We start from the raw sequence: 24,223 nt of genomic DNA on the forward strand, positions 1-24,223 counted from the left end.
GTTTGCGTCGGACCCATGAGCAGCAACGACCCAGCAAGAGCATCCGATGACGACGTACACCTTTCGCAAGCCGAGCGCGCTGCCCGGTTTCGGCGTGACGCTAGGCATCACGGTGGCCTATTTGAGCCTCGTGGTGCTGATTCCGCTCGCCGCCACGTTCCTGAAGACCGCGACGCTGTCGTGGGACCAGTTCGTCACCGCCGTCACGTCGCCGCGCGTGCTCGCATCGTACCGGCTGACGTTCTCGGCCGCGCTCGGCGGCGCGCTGATCAACGCCGTGTTCGGCTTCCTCGTCGCGTGGGTGCTCGTGCGCTACACGTTCCCGTTCAAGCGGATCGTCGATGCGATCGTCGACCTGCCGTTCGCGCTGCCGACCTCGGTCGCCGGCATTTCGCTTGCGGCCGTCTATGCGACCAACGGCTGGGTCGGCCAGTATCTCGCGCCGCTCGGCATCAAGATCGCGTTCACGCCGGCCGGCGTGCTGGTCGCGCTGACCTTCATCGGGCTGCCATTCGTCGTGCGCACCGTGCAGCCGGTACTCGAGGATTTCGAGCGCGAGCAGGAAGAGGCCGCCGCGTGCCTCGGCGCGTCGCGCTGGCTGACGTTCCGCCGCGTCGTGCTGCCGGCCGTGCTGCCGGCGCTGCTCACCGGTTTCGCGCTGGCGTTCGCGCGTGCGCTCGGCGAATACGGCTCGGTGATCTTCATCGCCGGCAACGTGCCGATGAAATCCGAGATCACGTCGCTGCTCATCATCACGAAGCTCGAACAGTACGACTACGCGGGCGCGACCGCGCTCGCGGTTGTGATGCTGGTCGTGTCGTTCCTGATGCTGCTGCTGATCAACACGCTGCAATGGTATTTGCAGCGCCGCACGAGCAAGGGCGCGAGCGGCCCCGCACCCGCGACCGTCGTCGCAACCGCGGCAGGAGGCCAGCAATGAACCAGGAGGCCACCGTCGTGCTGAAAACCCCGTCGTCGGCCGCGCGCGGGCGCGCCGCGAAGCGGCTCGACCCCGTCAGCGAGTCGCGCGTCGTGCGCTGGCTGCTCACGGGCATCGCGTTGGCGTTCCTCGCGTTCTTCCTCGTCGTGCCGCTCGCCGCGGTGTTCGTCGAGGCGCTGAGAAAGGGTGTCGGCTTCTACCTCGAATCGCTGGCCGATCCCGATGCCTGGGCGGCGATCAAGCTGACGCTGACCGTCGCCGCGATCGCCGTGCCGCTGAACCTCGTGTTCGGCGTGTGCGCATCGTGGGCGATCGCGAAGTTCGAATTCCGCGGCAAGGCGTTGCTGACGACGCTGATCGACCTGCCGTTCTCCGTGTCGCCGGTGATCTCGGGCCTGGTCTACGTGCTGCTGTTCGGCGCGCAGGGCTGGATCGGGCCGTGGCTGCAGGACCACGACGTGCAGATCATCTTCGCGGTGCCGGGCATCGTGCTCGCGACGATCTTCGTCACGTTCCCGTTCGTCGCGCGAGAGCTGATTCCGCTGATGCAGGCGCAGGGCACCGACGAGGAAGAGGCCGCGCGCGTGCTTGGCGCGTCGGGCTGGCAGATCTTCCGCCGCGTGACGCTGCCGAACGTGCGGTGGGGCCTGCTGTACGGCGTGATCCTGTGCAATGCGCGCGCGATGGGCGAGTTCGGCGCGGTGTCGGTCGTGTCGGGCCATATCCGCGGCGTGACCGACACGATGCCGCTGCACGTCGAGATCCTGTACAACGAATACAACTTCGCGGCAGCGTTCGCGGTGGCGTCGGTGCTGGCGCTGCTCGCGCTCGTCACGCTCGCGCTCAAGCTGCTCGCCGAGCGTCATCTCGCCGCCGAACTGGCCGGCGCGCGCGACGCCGTTCCCGCACATGCCGGCCCCGTCGCCGCCGTTTCGTCGAAATCGTAAAGAGGCAACCAGAATGGGTATCACCGTCCGTAACCTTCAGAAGCGCTTCGGCGATTTCACGGCGCTCGACAACGTCTCGCTCGACTTCCCGCCCGGCGAACTGGTCGCGCTGCTCGGGCCGTCCGGCTGCGGCAAGACCACGCTGCTGCGCGTGATCGCGGGCCTCGAGCACGCGGACGCCGGCCAGGTCGTGCTGCAGGGGCTCGACGTCGCATCGGTCGGCGCGCGCGACCGTCAGGTCGGTTTCGTGTTCCAGCATTACGCGCTGTTCCGCCACATGACGGTATTCGAGAACGTCGCGTTCGGGCTGCGCGTGAAGCCGCGCCGCGAGCGGCCGTCGGAAGCCGCGATTCGCGACAAGGTGCACGACCTGCTGAAGCTGGTGCAGCTCGACTGGCTCGCGCAGCGCTATCCGTCCGAGCTGTCGGGCGGCCAGCGCCAGCGCATCGCGCTCGCCCGCGCGCTCGCGGTCGAGCCGAAGGTGCTGCTGCTCGACGAACCGTTCGGCGCGCTCGACGCGAAGGTCCGCAAGGAACTGCGCGGCTGGCTGCGTCGTCTGCACGACGACCTGCATATCTCGACGATCTTCGTCACGCACGACCAGGAAGAGGCGCTGGAAGTCGCGGACCGCATCGTCGTGCTGAACCGCGGCCACGTCGAGCAGGTCGGTAGCCCGCAGGACGTCTACGATCATCCGCAGAGCGCGTTCGTGTACGAGTTCCTCGGCGCTGCCAACCGGCTGCCGGGCACGGTCGCCGGGCGCGGCTTCGTCGCCGAGGGCGCGGCCGCGCCGATCGAGGTCGATGCCGATTTCGCGGGCCCCGCGAACGCGTACGTGCGGCCGCACGACCTGCAGCTTTGGCCGACGGGCGAAGGGCATCGGGACGGCATCGCGGTGGACGTGCGCCGCGTGATCCCGCTCGGCGGTTCGGTGCGCGTGGAGCTCGAGGCGCGCGCGGGCGGTGCGCTCGAGGCGGAACTCGATCGCGACGCGTGGCGTGCGCTCTCGCTGCAGGTCGGCGACGGCGCGACGGCCGTGCCGCGCGCGGTGCGTGTGTTTCCCGCGCGTTGACGAGAGAATGCTGGGCAGAGGGCGGAAACCGCTCCGATTCGACAATCAAACAACGACAGCCTAAGAGGCATACCCATGAATTTTCAGCAATTGCGGTTCGTGCGCGAAGCGGTGCGCCAGAACATGAACCTGACGGAAGTCGCGAACGTGCTGTACACGTCGCAGTCGGGCGTGTCGAAGCAGATCAAGGATCTCGAGGATGAACTGGGCGTCGACATCTTCATCCGGCGCGGCAAGCGGCTGACGGGGCTCACGGAGCCCGGCAAGGCCGTGCACCAGCTGATCGAGCGGATGCTGCTCGACGCCGAGAACCTGCGCCGCGTCGCACGCCAGTTCGCCGACCAGGACAGCGGCCACCTCGTCGTCGCGACGACGCACACGCAGGCACGCTACGCGCTGCCGAAGGTGATCCGGCAGTTCACCGACGTGTTCCCGAAGGTGCATCTCGCGCTGCGTCAGGGCAGCCCGCAGCAGATCGCGCAGATGATCCTGAACGGCGAGGCCGATCTCGGCATCTCGACCGAGGCACTCGACCGCTATCCGGACATCGTCACGTTCCCGTGCTATTCGTGGCATCACACGGTCGTCGTGCCGAAGGGCCATCCGCTCGTCGGCCGTGAGAACCTGACGCTCGAGGAAATCGCCGAATACCCGATCATCACGTACGACCAGGACTTCACGGGCCGCTCGCATATCGACCAGGCGTTCACGCAGGCGGGTGCCGTGCCCGACGTCGTGCTGACCGCGATCGACGCGGACGTGATCAAGACCTACGTCGAGCTCGGGATGGGGATCGGCGTCGTCGCGGCGATGGCCTACGATCCGCAGCGCGACACGGGGCTCGTCGAACTCGATACGCAGCATCTGTTCGAGGCAAGCACGACGCGGGTCGGGCTGCGCAAGGGCGCGTTCCTGCGCGCGTATGCGTACCGGCTGATCGAGATGTTCGCGCCGCACCTGAACGAAGCGGAAATCGCGGGGATGTTGCGCGAAGCCGTCTGATGGTGGCGCGCCGCGCGCCGTCCCGGAAAGTTGCCCGCGGACGGCGCGATGTGCGCGCAGGTTGCCATGCACAGGGCGGCGGCAGGGGCAGGGGATGCGCCGCCGCTGTCATGGCTGACCGACTCGTCGAATAATCGAATCATCGACCGCAGTCGCGGTTTCCAGTCCGATGCGCCGCGAGCGGCGCTCGACGCGCGTTCGCCTGCCAGCAGAAAAACAAGACGGCACATTCGAACGCTTCGTTTCGGCCCTGTCGAACGGGCCACGCTTCGGAAGATATGATTCAATGCGCCTGAATGCTGGATGACGGGCGTTCGGGCCGCTTCACGGCCTGACTGACCGGCACCCGCGGCACAACGCAACGCTGCGTCGAAGTGCGAGAAGCGAAACCGACAAGCCCTCATCGTTCAGCAAACAACGCATGCGGATTGCCGGTTCCAACCCACTCGAACGCACATCACGCCGCGCGCAACACGTACGGAGAAGCGCTAAACAATGAATCTCAAATGGTTTCTCTTTTCGTTCGAAGGCCGGATCGGCCGCATGCCGTGGTGGATCTACGCGCTGGTTTCCGCGTTGATCAGCGCGGTTTTCGATGCGGGTTCCCGCGGTTCGCCGGATGACGACCTGCCGCTGCTGGCGATGCTTGTGCTGGTCGCGATCGCGGTCGTCGCGGTGTGGTCGTCGCTTGCCGTCGGCGTGAAGCGGCTGCACGACATCGACAAGTCGGGATGGTGGATGCTGCTGATTTTCGTGCCGATCGTCGGCGCGATCGCGCTGTTCGTGATGAACGGCTTCATCGCCGGCACGCCGCATGCGAACCGCTTCGGCGAGCCGCCGTCGTCCGATGAAGACGAACCCGCGCCGCAGGACCCGGCGTAATGCGCGACGCGCGCGCTCCGAATAAACCCTTAATTATTGATCAGACAGGTTGCGCGTCGAAGCGAATCGGTACAGCATAGCCCTCACTCCGCCGGCGGTCCCGCTGGCGGCGGCGCGTCAACGACAGCACGCGCCAGGCAGTCGGCCGTCTGCCTTGCTTCCATTTCGTGGTACCGACAGCAGCATCGATGGCCATTGCTCGGGTAGTGTGGCGCAAACGTTTGCTCACATTAAAACAACAGTCCGGCCCATTGGGCCAGTCGCCAGGAGATGTGTATGAATGTCCTGTTTCGCCGTCGCTTCCTGACCGCCGCGCTCGCCGCCGTCGCGGTCGCTGCCGCACCGGCCGTCCACGCGCAATCGGCGGCCAAGCCGAAGGTCGCGCTCGTGATGAAGTCGCTCGCCAACGAGTTCTTCCTGACGATGGAAACCGGCGCGAAGGAATACCAGAAACACAATGCAAGCCAGTTCGACCTGATCACCAACGGCATCAAGGACGAGACCGACACCGCGAACCAGATCCGCATCGTCGAGCAGATGATCGTGTCGAAGGTCGACGCGATCGTGCTCGCGCCGGCCGATTCGAAGGCACTCGTGCCGGTCGTGAAGAAGGCGGTCGATGCGGGCATCATCGTCGTGAACATCGACAACCGGCTCGATCCCGACGTGCTGAAGTCGAAGAACCTGAACGTGCCGTTCGTCGGCCCGGACAACCGCAAGGGCGCGCGCAAGATCGGCGACTACCTCGCGAAGCGGCTGAAGGCGGGCGACCAGGTCGGCATCGTCGAAGGCGTGTCGACGACGACCAATGCGCAGCAGCGCACGGCCGGTTTCCAGGACGCGATGAAGGCGGGCGGGATGAAGGTCGTGTCGGTGCAGTCCGGCGAATGGGAGATCGACAAGGGCAATGCGGTCGCATCCGCGATGCTCAACGAATACCCGAACCTGAAGGCGCTGCTGTGCGGCAACGACAACATGGCGATCGGCGCCGTGTCGGCCGTGCGCGCGGCCGGCAAGCAGGGCAAGGTGCTCGTGGTCGGCTACGACAACATCAACGCGATCAAGCCGATGCTGAAGGACGGCCGCGTGGTCGCGACCGCCGACCAATACGCGGCGAAGCAGGCCGTGTTCGGCATCGACACGGCGCTCAAGGCGATTGCCGAGCATCGCAAGCAGGCCGACATGTCGGGCGTGGTCGAGACGCCGGTGGATCTCGTGACGAAGTGACGCGGCCCCGATGCGGCCGCCGCCCTCAAGAATCCGGCGCGGCGGCCGTTATCAGGGGTGAGCGCGATCACGGCCACTGCATGCACATGCACTTGTGAGCGTCACACCCGCGCGCCGCGTACCAGCGGCCGCAACCAGGATCGCGATGGAACCGACCTTCCAACCCTCCCGTTCAGCCCATCCCGTGCTGTCCGTCTCCGGCATCGGCAAGACCTATGCCGAACCGGTGCTCGCCGACGTCACGCTGACGCTCGAGGCGGGCCACGCGCTTGCGCTGACGGGCGAGAACGGCGCCGGCAAGAGCACGCTGTCGAAGATCATCGGCGGGCTCGTCGAACCGACCGCCGGCACGATGCAGCTCGGCGGCCAACCGTATGCGCCGGCGAGCCGCACGCAGGCCGAGGCGCTCGGCGTGCGCATGGTGATGCAGGAGCTGAACCTGCTGCCGACGCTGACGGTCGCCGAAAACCTGTTCCTGAATCGCCTGCCGCGGCGCTTCGGGATCATCGACCGTGCACGGCTGCGCGACGACGCGCGTGCCGCGATGGCGCAGGTCGGGCTCGACGAGGTCGATCCCGATACGCCGGTCGGCGCGCTCGGCATCGGCCACCAGCAGATGGTCGAGATCGCGCGCAACCTGATCGGCGACTGTCGCGTGCTGATTCTCGACGAGCCGACCGCGATGCTGACGGCGCGCGAAGTCGAGCTGCTGTTCGAGCAGATCGACCGGCTGAAGGCGCGCGGTGTCGCCATCGTCTACATCTCGCATCGGCTCGAGGAACTCGCGCGCGTCGCTGAGCGAGTCGCGGTGTTGCGCGACGGCCGGCTCGTGCATGCGGGCGACATGGCGGCGACGACGTCCGACGGGCTCGTCACGCTGATGGTCGGGCGCGAGATCGGCGAGCACATCGATCTCGGCGAGCGCCATATCGGCGCGCCGCGGCTCGTCGTGTCGGGTCTCTCGCGCGGGACGGCGGTGCGGGACGTGTCGCTCGAGATCCGCTCAGGCGAGATCTTTGGAATTTCAGGGCTGATCGGCGCAGGGCGCACCGAGCTGCTGCGGCTGATCTACGGCGCCGATACGCCGGATGCGGGGACGATCGCGGTCGGCCAGCCGCTGAAGCCGGCGCGGATCGGTTCGCCCGTCGATGCAGTGAAGCACGGCATCGCGCTGATCACCGAGGATCGCAAGGGTGAAGGGCTGCTGCTGTCGCAGTCGGTGACCGCGAACGTGTCGCTCGGCCAGCTCGACCGGTTCGCGCGCGGCGGCATCGTCGATACCGTGCGCGAAACGGCGCTCGCCGAGCAGCAGATCGACGCGCTGCGGATCCGCACGCACGGTGCGACGCAGGCGGTCGGCGAACTGTCGGGCGGCAACCAGCAGAAGGTCGTGATCGGCCGCTGGCTGGCGCGCGACATGGGCGTGCTGCTGTTCGACGAGCCGACGCGCGGGATCGACGTCGGCGCGAAGTTCGAGATCTACACTTTGATGGGCGCGCTCGCGCGCGAAGGCCGTGCACTCGTCGTCGTGTCGAGCGACCTGCGCGAGCTGATGCTGATCTGCGACCGGATCGGCGTGATGTCGGCCGGCCGCATGACCGCCGTGTTCGAGCGCGGCAACTGGACCCAGGATGCGCTGCTGGCCGCGGCGTTCGCCGGCTTCGGCCGCGAGACGCCGCCGGGCGGCGCGCAGCATCCGGACGCCGGGCCGGCGCAAGGCGCCGCTCCGGGCACTTCGACGACAGGACGACAGTAATGACCCAGCCTCCCGTATCCCCGACCGACGCAGGCGCACAGCAGACCGCGACGGGGCGCCGCGCGCGCACGTTGTCCGGCACGCGGCTCGGCCTGTCGAACTATCTCGGGCTCGCCGGCGCGCTCGCCGCGATGATCGCGCTGTTTTCGATGCTGAGCTCGCATTTCCTGACCTACGATACGTTCAGCACGATCGCGAACCAGATTCCCGATCTCGTCGTGATGTCGGTCGGGATGACCTTCGTGCTGATCATCGCCGGGATCGACCTGTCGGTCGGCTCGGTGCTCGCGCTCGCCGCGTCGATGGTCAGCGTCGCCGCGCTGAAATGGCAGTGGGGGCCGCTGCCGGCCGCGCTGATCGGGATCGCGGCCGCGACCGTCACGGGCGCGCTGACGGGCGCCGTCACGGTCGGCTGGCGGATCCCGTCGTTCATCGTGTCGCTCGGTGTGCTGGAGGCCGCGCGCGGCCTCGCATACCAGCTGACGAATTCGCGCACGGCCTATATCGGCGACGCGTTCGATTTCCTGTCGAATCCGATCGCGCTGGGCATCTCGCCGGCGTTCCTGATCGCGGTCGCGGTGATGATCGCGGCCCAGTTCGGGCTCACGCGCACCGTGTTCGGGCGCTATCTCGTCGGGATCGGCACCAACGAAGAAGCGGTCCGACTTGCAGGGGTTAACCCGCGTCCGTATAAAATTCTCGTATTCGCATTGATGGGCGCGCTCGCGGGGCTCGCGTCGCTGTTCCAGATTTCGCGGCTCGAGGCCGCCGACCCGAATGCGGGCGTGGGCCTCGAACTGCAGGTGATCGCGGCCGTCGTGATCGGCGGCACGAGCCTGATGGGCGGGCGCGGCTCGGTGATCAGCACGTTCTTCGGCGTGTTGATCATCTCCGTGCTGGCCGCGGGGCTGGCGCAGATCGGTGCGAACGAGCCGACCAAGCGGATCATCACCGGCGCGGTGATCGTGGTGGCGGTCGTGCTCGACACGTATCGCAGCCGGCGCGCGCGCGCCCGGTAGTACGACAGACAGAACAGACCAGAGAGAAACGGGAAATGGCGACGATCAAGGATGTGGCGGCCATGGCGGGCGTGTCGTTTACGACCGTCTCGCACGTGGTGAACAATTCGCGGCCGGTGTCCGCGGATGTGCGTGCGAAGGTCGAGGGCGCGATCCGCGAGCTGAACTACGTGCCTTCGGCCGTGGCGCGCTCGCTGAAGGCACGCTCGACGGCGACCATCGGCCTCGTCGTGCCGAACAGCACGAATCCGTATTTCGCGGAGCTTGCGCGCGGCATTGAAGACCAGTGCGCGGCCAACGGCTATTGCGTGTTCTTCTGCAATTCGGACGACGATCCCAAGAAGCAGCGCAACTACCTGCGCGTGCTGCAGGAAAAACGCATCGACGGGCTGATCGTTGCGTCGGCGGGCGAGGATGCGGTGCTTGCGGAGACGCTCGCGGACGCGCATGCGCCGCTCGTCGTGGTCGACCGCAACATCGAGGGGCTCGCGGCCGACCTCGTGCAGATCGACCACGAGCGCGGCGCCTACCTGGCGACGCGTCACCTGCTCGAACTCGGGCACGCGAAGATCGGCTGCATCACGGGGCCGACCGACACGGCGGTCAGTGCGATGCGCGTGCACGGCTTCATCCGCGCGATGGCCGAGCGCGGGATCGACATCATGCCGGGCGCGATCGCGGAAAGCGATTTCTCGTGCCTCGGCGGTTATCACGCGGCGTCGCGGCTGTTCGAATCGGTGCGGCCGAGCGCGATCTTCGCGGGCAACGACCTGATGGGCGTCGGCGCGCTGCGCGCGGCGGCCGAGCGCGGGATGCGCGTGCCCGACGACTGCTCGATCATCGGTTTCGACGACATCGAATTTTCCCGCTACACGTATCCGGCGCTGTCGACGGTCGGCCAGTCGGTGCGCGCGCTCGGCGAAATGGCCGCGCAGACGCTGATCGAGCGGATCGGCGGCGGCTCGACGGCCGCGCCGAGCCGCCGCCGGGTCGTGTCGCCGCGCCTTGTGCTGCGCGAATCGACCGCGATCTACCGCGAGCCGCCTGCACCGGGCGGCCGCGCATGACGGCGCCCGCGGCGGGTGCCGGCCGCGTGACGGTGGTCGGCAGCCTCAACATGGATCTCGTCGTGCGTGCGCCGCGACTGCCGCTGCCGGGCGAAACGCTCGCCGGTCACGCGTTCGCGCAGGCGGCGGGCGGCAAGGGCGGCAACCAGGCCGTCGCCGCTGCGCGGCTCGGCGCGCAGGTCGCGATGATCGGTTGCGTCGGCGCGGATGCGCACGGCACGGCATTGCGCGCGGGCCTCGAAGCCGAGGGAATCGACTGCACGGGGCTGGCGACGAGCACGTCGGCGTCGACCGGCGTCGCGCTGATCGTCGTCGACGATGCGAGCCAGAACGCGATCGTGATCGTCGCGGGCGGCAACGGCGAGGTCACGACCGAAACGATTGCGCGCCACGAGGCCGCGCTGGCGTCGGCCGACGTGCTGATCTGCCAGCTCGAGACGCCGCCGGACACGGTGTTCGCGGCGCTGTCGGCCGGACGGCGGCTCGGCCGCACGGTGGTGCTCAATCCGGCCCCGGCCGTCGCGCCGTTGCCGGCGGGCTGGCTGCCGCTCGTCGATTACCTGATCCCGAACGAGGTCGAGGCGGCCGCGTTGACCGCGCTGCCCGTGCGCGATCCGGCCGAGGCGGAAGCCGCCGCGCGTGCGCTGCAGGCCGGCGGCGCGCGCAACGTGCTGGTCACGCTCGGCGCGCGCGGCGTGCTTGCGCTGACCGCCGACGGCGTTGCGCGGCACTATCCGGCCCCGGCCGTGCAGGCCGTCGACACGACGGCGGCCGGCGACACCTTCATCGGCGGTTTTTCCGCACGGCTCGCGGCCGGCGCGGACGTCGACACCGCCATCCGCTTCGCGCAACGCGCGGCGGCGCTGTCGGTCACGCGCGCGGGCGCGCAGCCGTCGATTCCGACGCTCGCCGAACTGGCCGATTAGGGCCCGATCTCCAACCCCCGATCCCCGATTCCGCAGCACGGCCGGCTCGTCACACGAGATGGCCGGCCGCGCTCGCGGCCACGCGCCGGAGCGCCGGCGAACCTTTTTCCATCCTGCTTGCCGAGATTGCACGACGTTGCATTATTCGTTCAGCTATTTGTAATAAACAGACGAATTATTCGAAAAAATCCGTGAAAACCATCAAGTTGTGCGTCGCACGGTCGTAAATGCACCAGGAGAAGCAATGCTTCGAGCCAACGGGCCTGGCCCGTTCATGACGTCGCTACACAGGAAGGATGATGGTGTTCAGGAACCTGACGATTCGCGCGCGCATCGGTTTGACGATGGCGTTTCTGGCGGTGCTGCTGGGCGTAACCGGCGTGCTCGGGCTGTACGGGATGACGCGTTCGAACGACTCGACGCGCGAAATTTTCACGAACCAGATGCCGAGCGCGGTCGACGTGGCGGTCGCGGAAATGTTCGCGGCGCGCGAGCGCCTCGCACTCGACCGCGCGGCGCTGCTGGCCGGTACACCGGACTCGGCGGCCGCCGTCGAGCGCAGCCGCGCAATGCGCACGCAGGCCGATGCGTGGTGGCAGAAGTATCTCGCGCTGCCGCGCGGGCCGGAGGAGGATCGGCTCGCGCAGGATGTGGCCGCGAAGCGACAGGCGCTGCAACGCGGCTGTGACGCGTTCGCGAGCATCCTCGGAGCGGACCAGCGCGATCGCATCGGCGACGGCGCCAAGCAGCTCCAGGCGCTCTACAACGACCTCTCGGTGTCCAGCGAAGCGCTGCGCAACTTCCAGTTCACCGACGCGAAGGCGGGTTTCGACAGTGCGGAATCGATGTTCGACACGTTGCGGGTCCTGTCGATCGTCGCGCTCGTGGCAGGTATCGGCGCCGCGCTGCTGTCGTGGCTGACGCTGAGCCGCGCGATCGGCCGCCCGATTGCCGACGCGCTCACGCATTTCGACGCGATCGCCGCAGGCGACCTGCGCCGGCCGATCGTCGTGGAGCGGCGCGACGAGATGGGCCAACTGCTCGAGGGCCTGGCGAAGATGCAGCGCGGGCTGGTCGACACGGTACGCACCGTGCGCGGCGGCAGCGAGTCGATCGCGACGGCGGCCCGCCAGATCGCGGCCGGCAACATCGACCTGTCGTCGCGCACCGAGGAACAGGCCGCCGCGCTGCAGGAAACCGCGTCGAGCATGGAGCAACTGACCGGCACCGTGAAACAGAACGCGGACAATGCGCGCCAGGCAAGCTCGCTGGCCGCGAACGCATCGGAGATTGCAAACAAGGGCAATACGGTGGTCGGCCAGGTGGTCGGCACGATGGGCGAGATCAACGACAGCTCGGCAAAGATCGCGGACATCATTGCGATCATCGAAGGAATCGCATTCCAGACCAACATTCTTGCGCTGAATGCGGCCGTCGAAGCGGCGCGCGCCGGCGAGGAAGGCCGCGGTTTCGCGGTCGTCGCGGGCGAGGTGCGCAGTCTTGCACAGCGTTCGTCGGCCGCGGCCAAGGAGATCAAGGCGCTGATCGACGCGTCGGTGGAGCGCATCCGGTCGGGTTCCACGCTGGTCGACGAAGCAGGGCGCACGATGAGCGACGTGATCGGTGCGGTGCAGCGCGTGACGGACATCATGGGCGAGATCGCGGCGGCGTCCGAGGAGCAGAGCGGCGGGATCGACCAGGTGGCGCGCGCGGTCGCGCAGATGGACGAGGTCACGCAGCAGAATGCGGCGCTCGTCGAGGAAGCCGCGGCCGCCGCGCAGTCGCTCGACGAACAGGCGGCGCGCCTGCGCGAAACGGCGTCGGTATTCCAGCTCGACGGCGACGCGGCGCGCTCGGGTGCTGTCGCTCCGGTTGCGGCGCGTCATGCGCCGCGTGCACCCTCGGCCGCAGGTCAGGCTGCGGCGCGCGATGATCGCGATGCACCGCCGAAACGCACGGCCGCGGCGATGCCGGCGCGCAAGCCAGCTAGTGCCGCTGCTGCGCCCGCACCGGCGCCAGCGGCCGCGACCGCGACCGCGACCGCCGGCGCCGACGACTGGGAGACCTTCTGATTCGCGCGTGCCGCGCATCTATCCCCATTTGGTGACGAACGACGCCCGCGACCTGCGGGCGTTGTCGTTTTTGCGGCGAACAAAATGTGACAGCGCGCATGCACGATCGTGCATCGTCGTGTGCATCGCGTGACCTGTGCCGACGGATCCACGCAACGATGCGCGTCGTATGTCCGCATCGATGGTACGGGTATCTCCGTAAGGGCGCTGCGCAAAAAAATTGTAACGGCGCGCGAAGCGTGTCGTCGTAAACGGCCGCTCGAACGTATAGGGATGAAGGGGAGAAGTGGCAACGTCGGATGTGTCCAACGCACAAGACGTTCTGTCGTTCGACGAGACGCGGCGGATGCAGTTTCTGCGGCTCGGGAGATCGATTGTAAAACGACGAAATGTGTTGTCCAAGCGGTGTTGTCGAGAATAACGAACTTCATACGAAGAGTTCGTGAAAAAAAAACAGAAAGGGTTTAGGATGAATTCGAACGCGCTTGCTTCTGCGCAGTCGTACGAAGGCAGGCACGTCTTCAGACTCAGGCGAGGGAGGTAGCATGGATATTTACAGCAGCTTCGCGAACCGCTTCGAAAAAACGCGAGAGGAAGAGCTCTCGCTGGAGGAGTATCTCGCGCTCTGCAAGAACGATCCATCCGCGTACGCGACGGCTGGTGAACGCATGCTGGCAGCAATCGGGGAACCTGAACACATCGATACCCGCAACGAGCCGCGCTTGTCGCGGATCTTCGCGAACAAGGTCATCAAGGTCTATCCCGCATTCCGTGAGTTCTACGGAATGGAGGAAGTGATCGAGCAGGTGGTCGCGTATTTCCGCCACTCTGCGCAAGGGCTCGAAGAGAAGAAGCAGATCCTCTATCTGCTCGGTCCGGTGGGCGGCGGCAAGTCGTCGATCGCCGAGCGTCTGAAGCAACTGATGGAGCGCGTGCCGTTCTATTCGCTGAAGGGTTCGCCCGTCAACGAATCGCCGCTCGGGCTGTTCGACTACGACGAAGACGGCCCGATCCTCGAGGAACAGTACGGCATCCCGCGCCGCTACCTGAAAAGCATCCTGAGTCCGTGGGCCGTCAAGCGGCTGCACGAATACAACGGCGACATCCGCCAGTTCCGCGTCGTGCGTCGTTATCCGTCGATCCTGCGGCAGGTCGGCATCGCGAAGACCGAGCCGGGCGACGAGAACAATCAGGACATCTCGTCACTCGTCGGCAAGGTCGACATCCGCAAGCTCGAGCAGTACGCGCAGGACGATGCCGACGCGTACAGCTACTCGGGCGGCCTGTGCCTCGCGAACCAGGGCCTGCTCGAGTTCGTCGAAATGTTCAAGGCGCCGATCAAGGTGCTGCACCCGCTGCTCACCGCGACGCAGGAAGGCAACTTCAAGGGCACCGAAGGCTTCGGCGCGATTCCGTTCGACGGGGTGATCCTCGCGCACTCGAACGAGTCGGAGTGGAAGGCGTTCCGCAACAACCGCAACAACGAGGCACTGCTCGACCGGATCTTCGTCGTGAAGGTGCCGTACTGCCTGCGCGTGTCGGAAGAGACCAAGATCTACGAGAAGCTGATCCGCAACTCGTCGCTCGCCGAAGCCGTCTGCGCGCCGGGCACGCTGAAGATGATGTCGCAGTTCTCGGTGCTGTCGCGCCTGCACGAACCGGAGAATTCGAGCCTGTTCTCGAAGATGCAGGTGTACGACGGCGAAAACCTGAAGGACACCGATCCGAAGGCGAAGTCGTACCAGGAATACCGCGACTACGCGGGCGTGGACGAAGGGATGACGGGCGTGTCGACACGCTTCGCGTTCAAGATCATGTCGCGCGTGTTCAACTTCGATTCGAGCGAGGTCGCGGCCAACCCCGTGCACCTGATGTACGTGCTCGAACAGCAGATCGAACGCGAGCAGTTCCCGCCGGAAACCGAGCAGAAGTACCTGTCCTTCGTGAAGGACGTGCTCGCGTCGCGCTACGCGGATTTCATCGGCAAGGAGATCCAGACGGCCTACCTCGAGTCGTATTCGGAGTATGGCCAGAACATCTTCGACCGCTACGTCACGTATGCGGACTTCTGGATCCAGGACCAGGAATTCCGCGATCACGACACGGGCGAGAGCTTCGACCGCGCCGCGCTGAACGCGGAGCTGGAGAAGATCGAGAAGCCGGCCGGCATCAGTAATCCGAAGGATTACCGCAACGAGATCGTGAACTTCGTGTTGCGTGCGCGGGCGGCGAATGCCGGCAAGAACCCCGTGTGGACGAGCTACGAGAAGTTGCGCGTCGTGATCGAGAAGAAGATGTTCTCGAACACCGAGGAACTGTTGCCGGTGATTTCGTTCAACGCGAAGGGGTCGGCGGAGGAGCAGCGCAAACATGAGGACTTTGTGAACCGGATGGTCGCGAAGGGCTATACGCCGAAGCAGGTGAGGCTGCTTTGCGACTGGTACCTGCGCGTGCGCAAGTCGTCATGACGCGCGCGGTACCGCGCCCGTGCGGCGAGTCCGTACGGGCGCTTTCAGAGGCGCCGCCCGCATGACGGGAGACGGCATGTGCGGCGAGCGTCCCGGCATTTCGACTTTCGAGCGGGAGACCGGCAGTGCTTCATCAAATCATCGACCGCAGGCTGGCCGGCAAGAACAAGAGTATCGCCAATCGCGAACGCTTTCTGCGTCGCGTCAAGAACTACATTCGTCGTGCCGTGTCCGACGCGGTGCGCGACCGTAGCATCAAGGACATCCAGAACACGCAGAGCATCACGATCCCTCGCAAGGACATCGCGGAGCCGAATTTCCGGCACGGGCCGGGCGGGCGTCGCGAGTACGTGCACCCCGGCAACGAGGACTACGTGCGCGGCGACAAGATTCCGCGTCCGCAGGGTGGCGCGGGCGGCGGCGGCAGTCAGGCGAGCAACGAGGGCGAAGGGCAGGACGACTTCGTGTTCGAGTTGTCGCGCGACGAGTTCATGCAGTACTTCTTCGACGATCTCGAACTGCCGCGCCTCGTGAAGACGCACCTGCTCACGGTGCCGAGCTGGAAGAACGTGCGCGCGGGCTGGTCGGCGGAAGGCACGCCGAACAACATCGATGTCGTGCGTTCGCTGCGCAGCGCGCTCGGCCGGCGCATCGCGCTCGGTTCGCCGCTCGTCAACGAGCTGCGCGAACTCGAGGCGCAGCTCGAATTGATGAAGAGCGATCCGGAAGACCGCCGCGCGGAAATCGCGACGCTCGAGGCCGAGATCCATCACCTGAAGGGGCGCATCTGGCGGATTCCGTTCATCGATCCGTTCGACCTGCGCTACATCAACCGCGTGAAGCAGCCGCAGCCGTCGAGCCAGGCCGTGATGTTCTGCCTGATGGACGTGTCGGGCTCGATGGACGAGCAGCGCAAGGATCTCTCGAAGCGCTTCTTCATCCTGCTTTACCTGTTCCTCAAGCGCAACTACGAGCGCATCGAGGTCGTGTTCATCCGCCACCATACGCGCGCCGAGGAAGTCGACGAAGATACCTTCTTCCATTCGACCGAGAGCGGCGGCACGGTCGTGTCGAGCGCGCTCGAGCTGATGCGCAAGGTGATGAACGAACGCTACTCGCCGACCGAGTGGAACATCTACGGCGCGCAGGCGTCCGACGGCGACAACTGGACCGACGATTCGCCCAAGTGTCGCAAAATCCTGGAAGAGGATATCCTCACGAAGACGCGTTACTTCGCGTATATCCAGGTCGCGCCGGAAGAGCAGAACCTGTGGCTGGAATACGCGCAGCTGGCCCTGTCGCAGCCGCATCTTGCGATGAAAAAAGCGGAATCGGCTGCCGACATCTACCCGGTGTTTCGCGAATTGTTCGAAAAGCAGGTGGAAATGTCATGACGACCCGCCATCTGCACAACGAGTCGCGCGGCTACGAGCCGCGCCCCTCCGGCGACGACACGGCCGGCCCTGTCGCAGCGCAGCAACGCGCGCAGGCCGAACCGCCGCCGCCGGCCGCCGACTTGCCCGGTGTCGGGCAAAAGGAAGCGCGTATGAACGTTGCCGAACGCAAGCCGTTGCCGTGCCCGTCCGACTGGACGTTCGAACTGCTCGAGGAATACGACACGCACATCTCGCAGGTCGCGGAACAGTACGAGCTCGACATCTACCCGATCCAGCTCGAACTGATCAGCGCCGAACAGATGATGGACGCGTATGCGTCGGTCGGGATGCCCGTCAACTACCGTCACTGGTCGTTCGGCAAGCACTTCCTCTCGACCGAGAAGAGCTACCGCCGCGGCCAGATGGGCCTCGCGTACGAAATCGTCATCAATTCGAACCCTTGCATCGCGTATCTGATGGAAGAGAACACGATGACGATGCAGGCGCTCGTCATCGCGCACGCGGCGTACGGGCACAATTCGTTCTTCAAGGGCAACTACCTGTTCCGGCTGTGGACCGACGCGCACGCGATCATCGACTATCTCGTGTACGCGAAGAACTACGTCGCGGAATGCGAGGAGCGCTACGGCCTCGATCGCGTCGAGGAACTGCTCGATTCGTGCCATGCGCTGATGAACTACGGTGTCGACCGCTACAAGCGGCCGCAGAAGCCGTCGCTGTCGAAGGAAGCGGCGCTGCGGCGCGAGCGCGAGGCGTACCTGCAGTCGCAGGTGAATGAACTGTGGCGCACGCTGCCCGGCAAGAAGCCCGAGCTGATGGAGGAACAGGAGGGTCGTTATCCGCCCGAGCCGCAGGAGAACCTGCTGTATTTCGCGGAGAAGAACGCGCCGCTGCTCGAACCGTGGGAGCGGGAAGTGATCCGCATCGTGCGCAAGATCGGCCAGTATTTCTACCCGCAGCGGCAGACGCAGGTGATGAACGAAGGCTGGGCGACGTTCTGGCACTACACGCTGCTGAACACGCTGTATAACCAGGGCAAGCTGGAAGACGGCTTCATGATGGAGTTCCTGCATTCGCACAGCAACGTGGTCTACCAGCCGCCCGTCACGAAGCCGTACTACAGCGGGATCAACCCGTATGCGCTCGGCTTTTCGATGATGAGCGACATCCGGCGGATCTGCGAGGCGCCGACGGAAGAGGATTACAAGTGGTTTCCGGAGATCGCGGGCACCCCGTGGCTGCCGGCGATGCACTACGCGATGCGCAACTTCAAGGACGAGAGCTTCATCGCGCAGTACCTGTCGCCGAACCTGATCCGCGAGATGCGGCTGTTCTCGGTGCTCGACGACGACATGCGCGATTCGCTCGAGGTGTCGGCGATCCACGACGATTCCGGCTACCAGTACGTGCGGCAGGCGTTGTCGCGGCAGTACGACATCCATCACCGCGAGCCGAACATCCAGGTGTGGGCGGTGAACACGCGCGGCGACCGCAGCCTCACGCTGCGCCACTTCATGACCGACAACCGCCACCTGTCGAACGACAGCGACGAGGTGCTCAAGCACATGGCGCGGCTCTGGCAGTTCGACGTGTACCTGGAAAGCGTCGACGAGGCCGGCACCGTACGCAAGCGCTACGAGTGCCGCTACGTGCCGCCGGAGGTACGCGTGTGAGCGGTGCTTTCGGCTAGTTTGCATCGGACGCCAGCCTGCGGGCTGGCGTTTTCATATGACGAACGCGCGGCAGGAGAATATTTTTCTACATCCGGACGAACCCGGAAAGCCTGTTACTTTACATTTCGCTAAAATCCCGTAGCGCCGTGCGCCGGAACCGGTGCCACGTGTGACCGTACGCGGCGGCCCCGAGCCGTCTCGCCCAGAAAGTACTAAAAGGAACAGACCAACCCATGGACGTCCAGACCGACCAAGCTGCGCTGTCTGCGCATGACACCCGGCGGCGCGTGTTCGCCATCGTCGGCGCCTCATCGGGCAACCTCGTCGAGTGGTTCGACTTCTACATCTACTCGTTCTGCGCGCTGTACTTTGCGCCGGCGTTCTTCCCGAGCGGCAACACCACGACGCAGCTGCTGAACACGGCCGGCGTGTTCGCGGCCGGCTTCCTGATGCGTCCGATCGGCGGCTGGCTGTTCGGCCGCATCGCCGACCGTCACGGCCGTCGCGCGGCGATGATGATCTCGGTGCTGATGATGTGCGGCGGTTCGCTCGTGATCGCGGTGCTGCCGACCTATGCGCAGATCGGCGCGCTCGCGCCGGCGCTGCTGCTGGTCGCGCGCCTGTTCCAGGGCCTGTCGGTGGGCGGCGAATACGGCACGAGCGCGACCTACATGAGCGAGGTCGCGCTGAAGGGCCGGCGCGGCTTCTTCGCGTCGTTCCAGTACGTGACGCTGATCGGTGGCCAGCTGTGCGCGCTGCTGGTGCTCGTGATCCTGCAGCAGACGCTGTCGGCCGACGAACTGAAGGCGTGGGGCTGGCGCATTCCGTTCGTGGTCGGCGCGGCGGCCGCGCTGATCTCGCTGTACCTGCGGAAATCGCTCGACGAAACGTCGACGAGCGCGTCGCGCGACAAGAAGGACGCCGGCACGATCCGCGGCGTGTGGCAGCACAAGGGCGCGTTCTTCACGGTGGTCGGGTTCACGGCCGGCGGCTCGCTGATCTTCTACACGTTCACCACGTACATGCAGAAGTACCTCGTGAACACGGCCGGCATGCATGCGAAGACGGCCAGCAACGTGATGACCGTCGCGCTGCTCGTCTACATGCTGATGCAGCCGGTGTTCGGCGCGCTGTCCGACAGGATCGGCCGCCGCACGTCGATGATCCTGTTCGGCTCGTTCGCGGTGATCGGCACGGTGCCGTTGATGCATGCGCTGAAGGACGTGACGAGCCCCGTGGCCGCGTTCGTGCTGATCACGGTCGCGCTGGCGATCGTCAGCTTCTACACGTCGATCAGCGGCCTCATCAAGGCCGAGATGTTCCCGCCTGAAGTGCGCGCGATGGGTGTCGGCCTGTCGTATGCGGTCGCGAACGCGATCTTCGGCGGCTCGGCCGAGTACGTCGCGCTGTGGTTCAAGTCGGTCGGCAGCGAGGAAACCTTCTACTGGTACGTGACGGTGCTGTGCGCGATCTCGCTGATCGTGTCGTGGCGGATGCGCGATCCGAGCAAGGAAGGGTATCTGCGCCACGAACCGTGATCGATTGCGCCGCGCGCGCATTCGCATCGTGACGAACGTCCCGCCAGCCGGCGGGATGTTTTTTTTGCGGCGTGCGATTACGCGGGCGGCAGCGGCATGGCGGCGGATGCCGGATCGGGCGCGCCCGACTGCCGGCCTTGCTCGACCAGCCATTCGAACATCCGCTCGACGATCGGCGAACGCGACGGGCCGTCGATGCGCGACAGCCACCACGTGGTGCCGGGCAGGCGCGGGTAGTCGGCGAGCACGGTCAGCGTGCGCTGATCGATGCCGGCCTGCGCGACGAGGCGCGGCAGGCACGCGAGGCCGCGGCCGCGCAGCACGGCGTCCAGCACGAGCCGCTGATCGTCGTAGATCGCGTGCATCCGGAAATCCGACAACTGCTCGCGAAACACCGTCGCCAGACGCTCGTCGGTCAGGCTCGCTTCGAGACAGATGAGCCCCGCATGCCGCGGGTGCTCGCCGCGCGGCACACGTTCGAGCTGCTCGGCGAGCGGCGTCGCGCACACCGTTACCCATTCGTCGCGCATGAACGGGATATCCAGCAGGCCCGGCTGCAGCATCGGCCGCGTGCCGATCGTCATGTCGACGTCGATCTCGTCGACATAACGCGCCGTCTCGTCGGTCGACAGCAGCGGGCACAGGTCCGGCAGGATCTCCTGTAGCTGCCCGAGGCGAGGCTGCAGCCAGCCGTGCAGCAACGGCGCGGGACACACCAGCACGACGAGCCCCGGGTTCAGATAGGTCGCGATGCGGTCGAGCCCGCCGCGCAACGTGTCCATCGCGCGCTGCACGCTGCGCTGCAGGACCTCGCCGGCGATGGTCAGTTCGACACCGCGGCCGCGCCGGCGGAACAGCGGCTGCCCGAGTTGCGCTTCAAGCTGCTGGATCTGATGGCTGATCGCCGATTGCGACAGGTGCAGCTCGTCGGCCGCGCGCGAGAAATTGCCCAGCCGGGCCGCGGCTTCGAAGCCGGTCAGCAGTTTCAGGGACGGAACGCGTTGCATCGAGATATGAGGTAAATTGATTAATTAAGCCAAAAAATATCAATATTCATCAAGTTTAACCTGTCGCACAATCGGCCATCAATCACAACGGAGGCTGATCGATGGGTCGCTTTGATGCTCGCCAGCGCGGTTACCGGATGCCCGCCGAATGGGAATCCATGGATGCCACGTGGCTCGGATGGCCGGTTCTCGAAGGGCGCGAGGACCTGTGGGGCGTTCATTACGCGCAGGTGTGCCGCGAGTTCGCGCTGGTCGCGCGGACCATCGCCCGCTATCAGCGCTGCGTGGTGGCCGTCCACCACAGCCAGGCCGACGCCGCGCGCGAGCTGGTGGGCGCGAGTGTCGACGTGTTGCCGGTCGCGGCCGAGGACAACTGGCTGCGCGATTGCGGGCCGATCTTCCTCGTCGGCGAACGGCGCGAGCTGGGGGCGGCTGTGTTCCGCTTCAATTGCTGGGGCGAGAAGTACCAGCCGTACGACGGCTGCCAGCAGGCCGGGCAGGACATCGCGCGCGCGGCCGGTGCCGAGATCTTCAATTCGCACATGGTGCTGGAGGGCGGCTCGTTCTACGTCGACGGGCAGGGCACGCTGGTCACCACCGAGAGCTGCCTGCTGCATCCCAACCGCAATCCGCACCTGAGCCGCGCGGAGATCGAAGCGGAGCTCCGGCGCATGCTGGGCGTCGAGAAGATCGTCTGGCTGCCGGGCAATCCCGACGAAGTGGAGACGAACGGGCACGTGGACGGCATCGCGTCGTTCATCGCGCCCGGCCGGATGCTGTGCCAGGCCGCGCAGCCGGAGCAGGGCGACTATTTCCGCGTGATGCGCGAAAACCGCCGCGCGCTGGAACTCGCGACCGATGCGGCCGGGCGCCGTTTCGAGCTGATCGACCTGCCGTCGCCGATCGTCAGCGAACGCTTCGGCTCCGAGCGCTACTGCGACTGCTATGCGAACTACATTCTGGTGAACGGCGCGGTGATCGTGACCGCGTTCGGCGTCGAGCAGGATCAGGCCGCGCGTGAGGTCTTCAGTCGCGCATTCCCGGAGCGTAACGTGGTGATGTTGCCGATTCCGACGCTGTCGATCGGTGGCGGCAGCATCCACTGTTCGACGCAGCAGCAGCCGTCCGTCGCGCGCTGAGCGACGTCCCACCCGCGGTTTCCGGTCCCACCGAGGAGCAATCGCAATGCCGTCCAAACACATCATCGTCGCCGCCGTCCAGATGGCGTCGGGCAGCTGGAATCTCGAAGACAACATGGCCACCGCGGAACGCCTGATCCGCGAGGCCGCCGCGCAGGGCGCGAATCTCGTGCTGTGCCCGGAGCTGTTCGCAATGCCGTACTTCTGCGTCGATCAGAACGTGCGTCATCTCGAACTTGCGCAGCCGTTCGAAGGCAACGCGCAGATCGCCCGTTTCGCGGCGCTGGCCGGCGAGCTCGGCATCGTGCTGCCGATCGGCTTTTTCGAGCGTGCGGGCAATGCGGCGTACAACTCGATCGCCGTGGCGGATGCCGACGGACGCGTGCTTGGCGTCTACCGCAAGACGCATATCCCGGACGGGCCGGGTTATACGGAGAAGTTCTATTTCACGCCCGGCGACACCGGATTCAAGGTGTGGGACACGCGCTTCGGCCGGATCGGCATCGGTATCTGCTGGGACCAGTGGTACCCGGAGACGGCGCGCTGCCTCGCGCTGATGGGCGCCGAGATCCTGTGCTTTCCAACCATCATCGGCTCGGAGCCGTTCAGCAGCGAGTTCGATTCGGCCGGCCACTGGCAGCGCACGATGCAGGGCCACGCGGCGGCCAACATGGTGCCGGTGGTGGCGGCCAACCGGATCGGCCGCGAAGCGGGTTTCGGCAACGGCAATCCGCAGCAGCAGGGGCTGACAGGCGTGTTCTACGGGTCGAGCTTCATCGCGGATCACACGGGCGAGAAGCGGGCCGAGGCGAACCGTACCGACGAAGCCGTGCTCGTGCACACGTTCGACCTCGACGCGATTCGCGCCGACCGGCAATCGTGGGGCTTCTTCCGCGATCGCCGTCCGGAGATGTATCGCACCTTGCTCACCAGCGACGGCGTGTCGTCCTGTTATCGATGAGGAGTGGCCGATGAAACGGAAAGGATGGCTGCGCCTCGCTGTACCGGGCCTCGCGCTGTGCGTGCTGGCCGGAACGGCCCGGGCCGACGAAGAGAAGGTGCTGAACCTGTACAACTGGAGCAATTACTTCGCGCCGGATACCGTGTCCGCGTTCGAGAAGGAAACCGGCATCAAGGTTCGCTACGACGCATACGACAGCGACGAGACGCTGCAATCGAAACTGCTGACCGGCAACAGCGGCTACGACCTCGTATGGCCGACCAACGACTTCATGGCCAAGCAGATCCAGGCCGGCGTGTTTCGCAAGCTCGACAAGAGCCGGCTGCCGAACCTGAAGTATCTCGATCCGTCGCTGCTGAAGCAGATGGCGCAATCCGATCCCGGCAACCAGTACGGCGTGCCGTACATGTGGGGCACCGTGGGCGTCGGCTACGACCGCGCCAAAGTGCGCGCGATCCTCGGCAAGGACATGCCGGCCGACAGCCTCGACCTGCTGTTCAACCCGGCGCTCGCGGCGCGTATCGCCGCGCAGTGCGGGCTGGGCCTGCAGGACTCCGCGAGCACGGTGCTGCCGCTGGCGCTGCGCTACATCGGCCGCGATCCGATGCATCCGTCCGCGCAGGACTATGCGGCCGCGCAGGCGATGCTGATGAAGGTCCGGCCGTTCATCCGCGAGTTCGTCGGGTCGTCCGATGCGAACGAGCTGGTCGACGGCGAGCTGTGCGTGACGGTCGGCTTTTCCGGTGCGATCAACCTGGCCGCGCAGAAGGCGAAGGCGCGCGATCCGAAGCGCGATATCGTGTACGACATCCCGCGCATCGGCAGCCTGATGTGGTTCGACGCGATGGTCATTCCGGCATCCGCGAAACATCCGGACAACGCGCATGCGTTCATCAACTACATCCTGCGGCCGGACGTGATCGCGAAGATCTCGAATTCGACGCGCTACGCGAATGCGAACCAGGGTGCGCTGAAGCTGATGGACCCGGCGCTGGTGCGCGATCCGGGCATCTATCCGGACGAGTCGACGCGGCGCACGCTGTTTACGCCGATCGCCGAATCGCCGGCCACGATGCGTCTTGAAGGCCGAACCTGGCTCGGTTTCAAGACGGCGCGACCGTGACGGCACA

General features: G+C 66.0%; 19 protein-coding genes. 18 read left to right on the plus strand and 1 reads right to left on the minus strand.

Annotated features, from left to right (window positions below; genetic code table 11):
• The first annotated feature begins 46 nt into the window (after nucleotides 1–46).
• The 15 genes from cysT to ACN22W_RS08755 all read left to right on the plus strand — a co-directional run bounded on the left by cysT (nucleotide 47) and on the right by ACN22W_RS08755 (nucleotide 19,986).
• On the plus strand, nucleotides 47–940 hold the full coding sequence (cysT, locus tag ACN22W_RS08685; protein WP_193098299.1) for a sulfate ABC transporter permease subunit CysT: 894 nt from the start codon (nucleotides 47–49) through the stop codon (nucleotides 938–940).
• Entirely contained in the window at nucleotides 937–1,887 is a 951-nt protein-coding gene (gene cysW / locus ACN22W_RS08690; RefSeq protein WP_412021897.1) for a sulfate ABC transporter permease subunit CysW, read from the plus strand. Before cysT ends, cysW begins: the two co-directional genes overlap by 4 nt.
• A 13-nt stretch (nucleotides 1,888–1,900) precedes the next feature.
• On the plus strand, nucleotides 1,901–2,959 hold the full coding sequence (locus ACN22W_RS08695) for a sulfate/molybdate ABC transporter ATP-binding protein (protein ID WP_129514493.1): 1,059 nt from the start codon (nucleotides 1,901–1,903) through the stop codon (nucleotides 2,957–2,959).
• Nucleotides 2,960–3,034: 75 nt separating this feature from the next.
• Complete coding sequence (locus ACN22W_RS08700) at nucleotides 3,035–3,961, plus strand: CysB family HTH-type transcriptional regulator (protein WP_048243814.1); 927 nt, start codon at nucleotides 3,035–3,037, stop codon at nucleotides 3,959–3,961.
• A gap of 495 nt (nucleotides 3,962–4,456) precedes the next feature.
• The gene (locus ACN22W_RS08705; protein ID WP_193098301.1) at nucleotides 4,457–4,843 is read left to right on the plus strand and encodes a DUF805 domain-containing protein; all 387 of its coding nucleotides are present in this window, start codon (nucleotides 4,457–4,459) and stop codon (nucleotides 4,841–4,843) included.
• Between the two features lie 276 nt (nucleotides 4,844–5,119).
• Nucleotides 5,120–6,070, plus strand: coding sequence for a sugar ABC transporter substrate-binding protein (locus tag ACN22W_RS08710; RefSeq protein ID WP_129514495.1), 951 nt, complete (start codon nucleotides 5,120–5,122; stop codon nucleotides 6,068–6,070).
• Nucleotides 6,071–6,215: 145 nt separating this feature from the next.
• Nucleotides 6,216–7,826: a sugar ABC transporter ATP-binding protein gene (locus ACN22W_RS08715; protein ID WP_419687337.1), complete on the plus strand. Its 1,611-nt coding sequence runs from the start codon at nucleotides 6,216–6,218 to the stop codon at nucleotides 7,824–7,826.
• On the plus strand, nucleotides 7,826–8,845 hold the full coding sequence (locus ACN22W_RS08720; RefSeq protein WP_412021894.1) for an ABC transporter permease: 1,020 nt from the start codon (nucleotides 7,826–7,828) through the stop codon (nucleotides 8,843–8,845). Before ACN22W_RS08715 ends, ACN22W_RS08720 begins: the two co-directional genes overlap by 1 nt.
• A gap of 35 nt (nucleotides 8,846–8,880) precedes the next feature.
• Nucleotides 8,881–9,912, plus strand: a complete 1,032-nt coding sequence (locus ACN22W_RS08725; protein WP_048243807.1) for a LacI family DNA-binding transcriptional regulator — start codon at nucleotides 8,881–8,883, stop codon at nucleotides 9,910–9,912.
• The gene (gene rbsK, locus ACN22W_RS08730) at nucleotides 9,909–10,838 is read left to right on the plus strand and encodes a ribokinase (protein ID WP_419687339.1); all 930 of its coding nucleotides are present in this window, start codon (nucleotides 9,909–9,911) and stop codon (nucleotides 10,836–10,838) included. Before ACN22W_RS08725 ends, rbsK begins: the two co-directional genes overlap by 4 nt.
• Nucleotides 10,839–11,137: 299 nt before the next feature.
• A complete protein-coding gene (locus ACN22W_RS08735; RefSeq protein WP_419687341.1) occupies nucleotides 11,138–12,910 on the plus strand; it encodes a methyl-accepting chemotaxis protein in 1,773 nt (590 codons plus the stop codon).
• Nucleotides 12,911–13,455: 545 nt separating this feature from the next.
• Nucleotides 13,456–15,378: a PrkA family serine protein kinase gene (locus ACN22W_RS08740; RefSeq protein WP_129514500.1), complete on the plus strand. Its 1,923-nt coding sequence runs from the start codon at nucleotides 13,456–13,458 to the stop codon at nucleotides 15,376–15,378.
• A 125-nt stretch (nucleotides 15,379–15,503) separates the two neighbouring features.
• Nucleotides 15,504–16,772, plus strand: coding sequence for a YeaH/YhbH family protein (locus ACN22W_RS08745; RefSeq protein ID WP_129514501.1), 1,269 nt, complete (start codon nucleotides 15,504–15,506; stop codon nucleotides 16,770–16,772).
• Nucleotides 16,769–18,448, plus strand: coding sequence for a SpoVR family protein (locus tag ACN22W_RS08750; RefSeq protein WP_419687342.1), 1,680 nt, complete (start codon nucleotides 16,769–16,771; stop codon nucleotides 18,446–18,448). The genes ACN22W_RS08745 and ACN22W_RS08750 overlap by 4 nt, the downstream gene beginning before the upstream one ends.
• 233 nt (nucleotides 18,449–18,681) lie before the next feature.
• Nucleotides 18,682–19,986, plus strand: coding sequence for an MFS family transporter (locus tag ACN22W_RS08755; protein ID WP_129514503.1), 1,305 nt, complete (start codon nucleotides 18,682–18,684; stop codon nucleotides 19,984–19,986).
• A gap of 77 nt (nucleotides 19,987–20,063) precedes the next feature.
• Here the strand turns inward: ACN22W_RS08755 and ACN22W_RS08760 are convergent, their stop codons facing one another.
• Complete coding sequence (locus ACN22W_RS08760; protein ID WP_419683564.1) at nucleotides 20,064–20,993, minus strand: LysR family transcriptional regulator; 930 nt, start codon at nucleotides 20,991–20,993, stop codon at nucleotides 20,064–20,066.
• Between the two features lie 101 nt (nucleotides 20,994–21,094).
• Between ACN22W_RS08760 and ACN22W_RS08765 the strand changes: the two genes are divergently transcribed.
• The 3 genes from ACN22W_RS08765 to ACN22W_RS08775 are packed head-to-tail and all read left to right on the plus strand — an operon-like array spanning nucleotide 21,095 to nucleotide 24,216.
• Nucleotides 21,095–22,132, plus strand: coding sequence for an agmatine deiminase family protein (locus ACN22W_RS08765; protein ID WP_419683566.1), 1,038 nt, complete (start codon nucleotides 21,095–21,097; stop codon nucleotides 22,130–22,132).
• 46 nt (nucleotides 22,133–22,178) lie between these two features.
• Nucleotides 22,179–23,093: an N-carbamoylputrescine amidase gene (aguB, locus tag ACN22W_RS08770; RefSeq protein ID WP_419683568.1), complete on the plus strand. Its 915-nt coding sequence runs from the start codon at nucleotides 22,179–22,181 to the stop codon at nucleotides 23,091–23,093.
• A 10-nt stretch (nucleotides 23,094–23,103) separates the two neighbouring features.
• A complete protein-coding gene (locus tag ACN22W_RS08775; RefSeq protein ID WP_419683570.1) occupies nucleotides 23,104–24,216 on the plus strand; it encodes a polyamine ABC transporter substrate-binding protein in 1,113 nt (370 codons plus the stop codon).
• Nucleotides 24,217–24,223 lie beyond the last annotated feature (7 nt).

The organism is Burkholderia theae, assembly GCF_048565265.1.
GTDB classification, from domain to species: Bacteria; Pseudomonadota; Gammaproteobacteria; order Burkholderiales; family Burkholderiaceae; genus Burkholderia; species Burkholderia theae.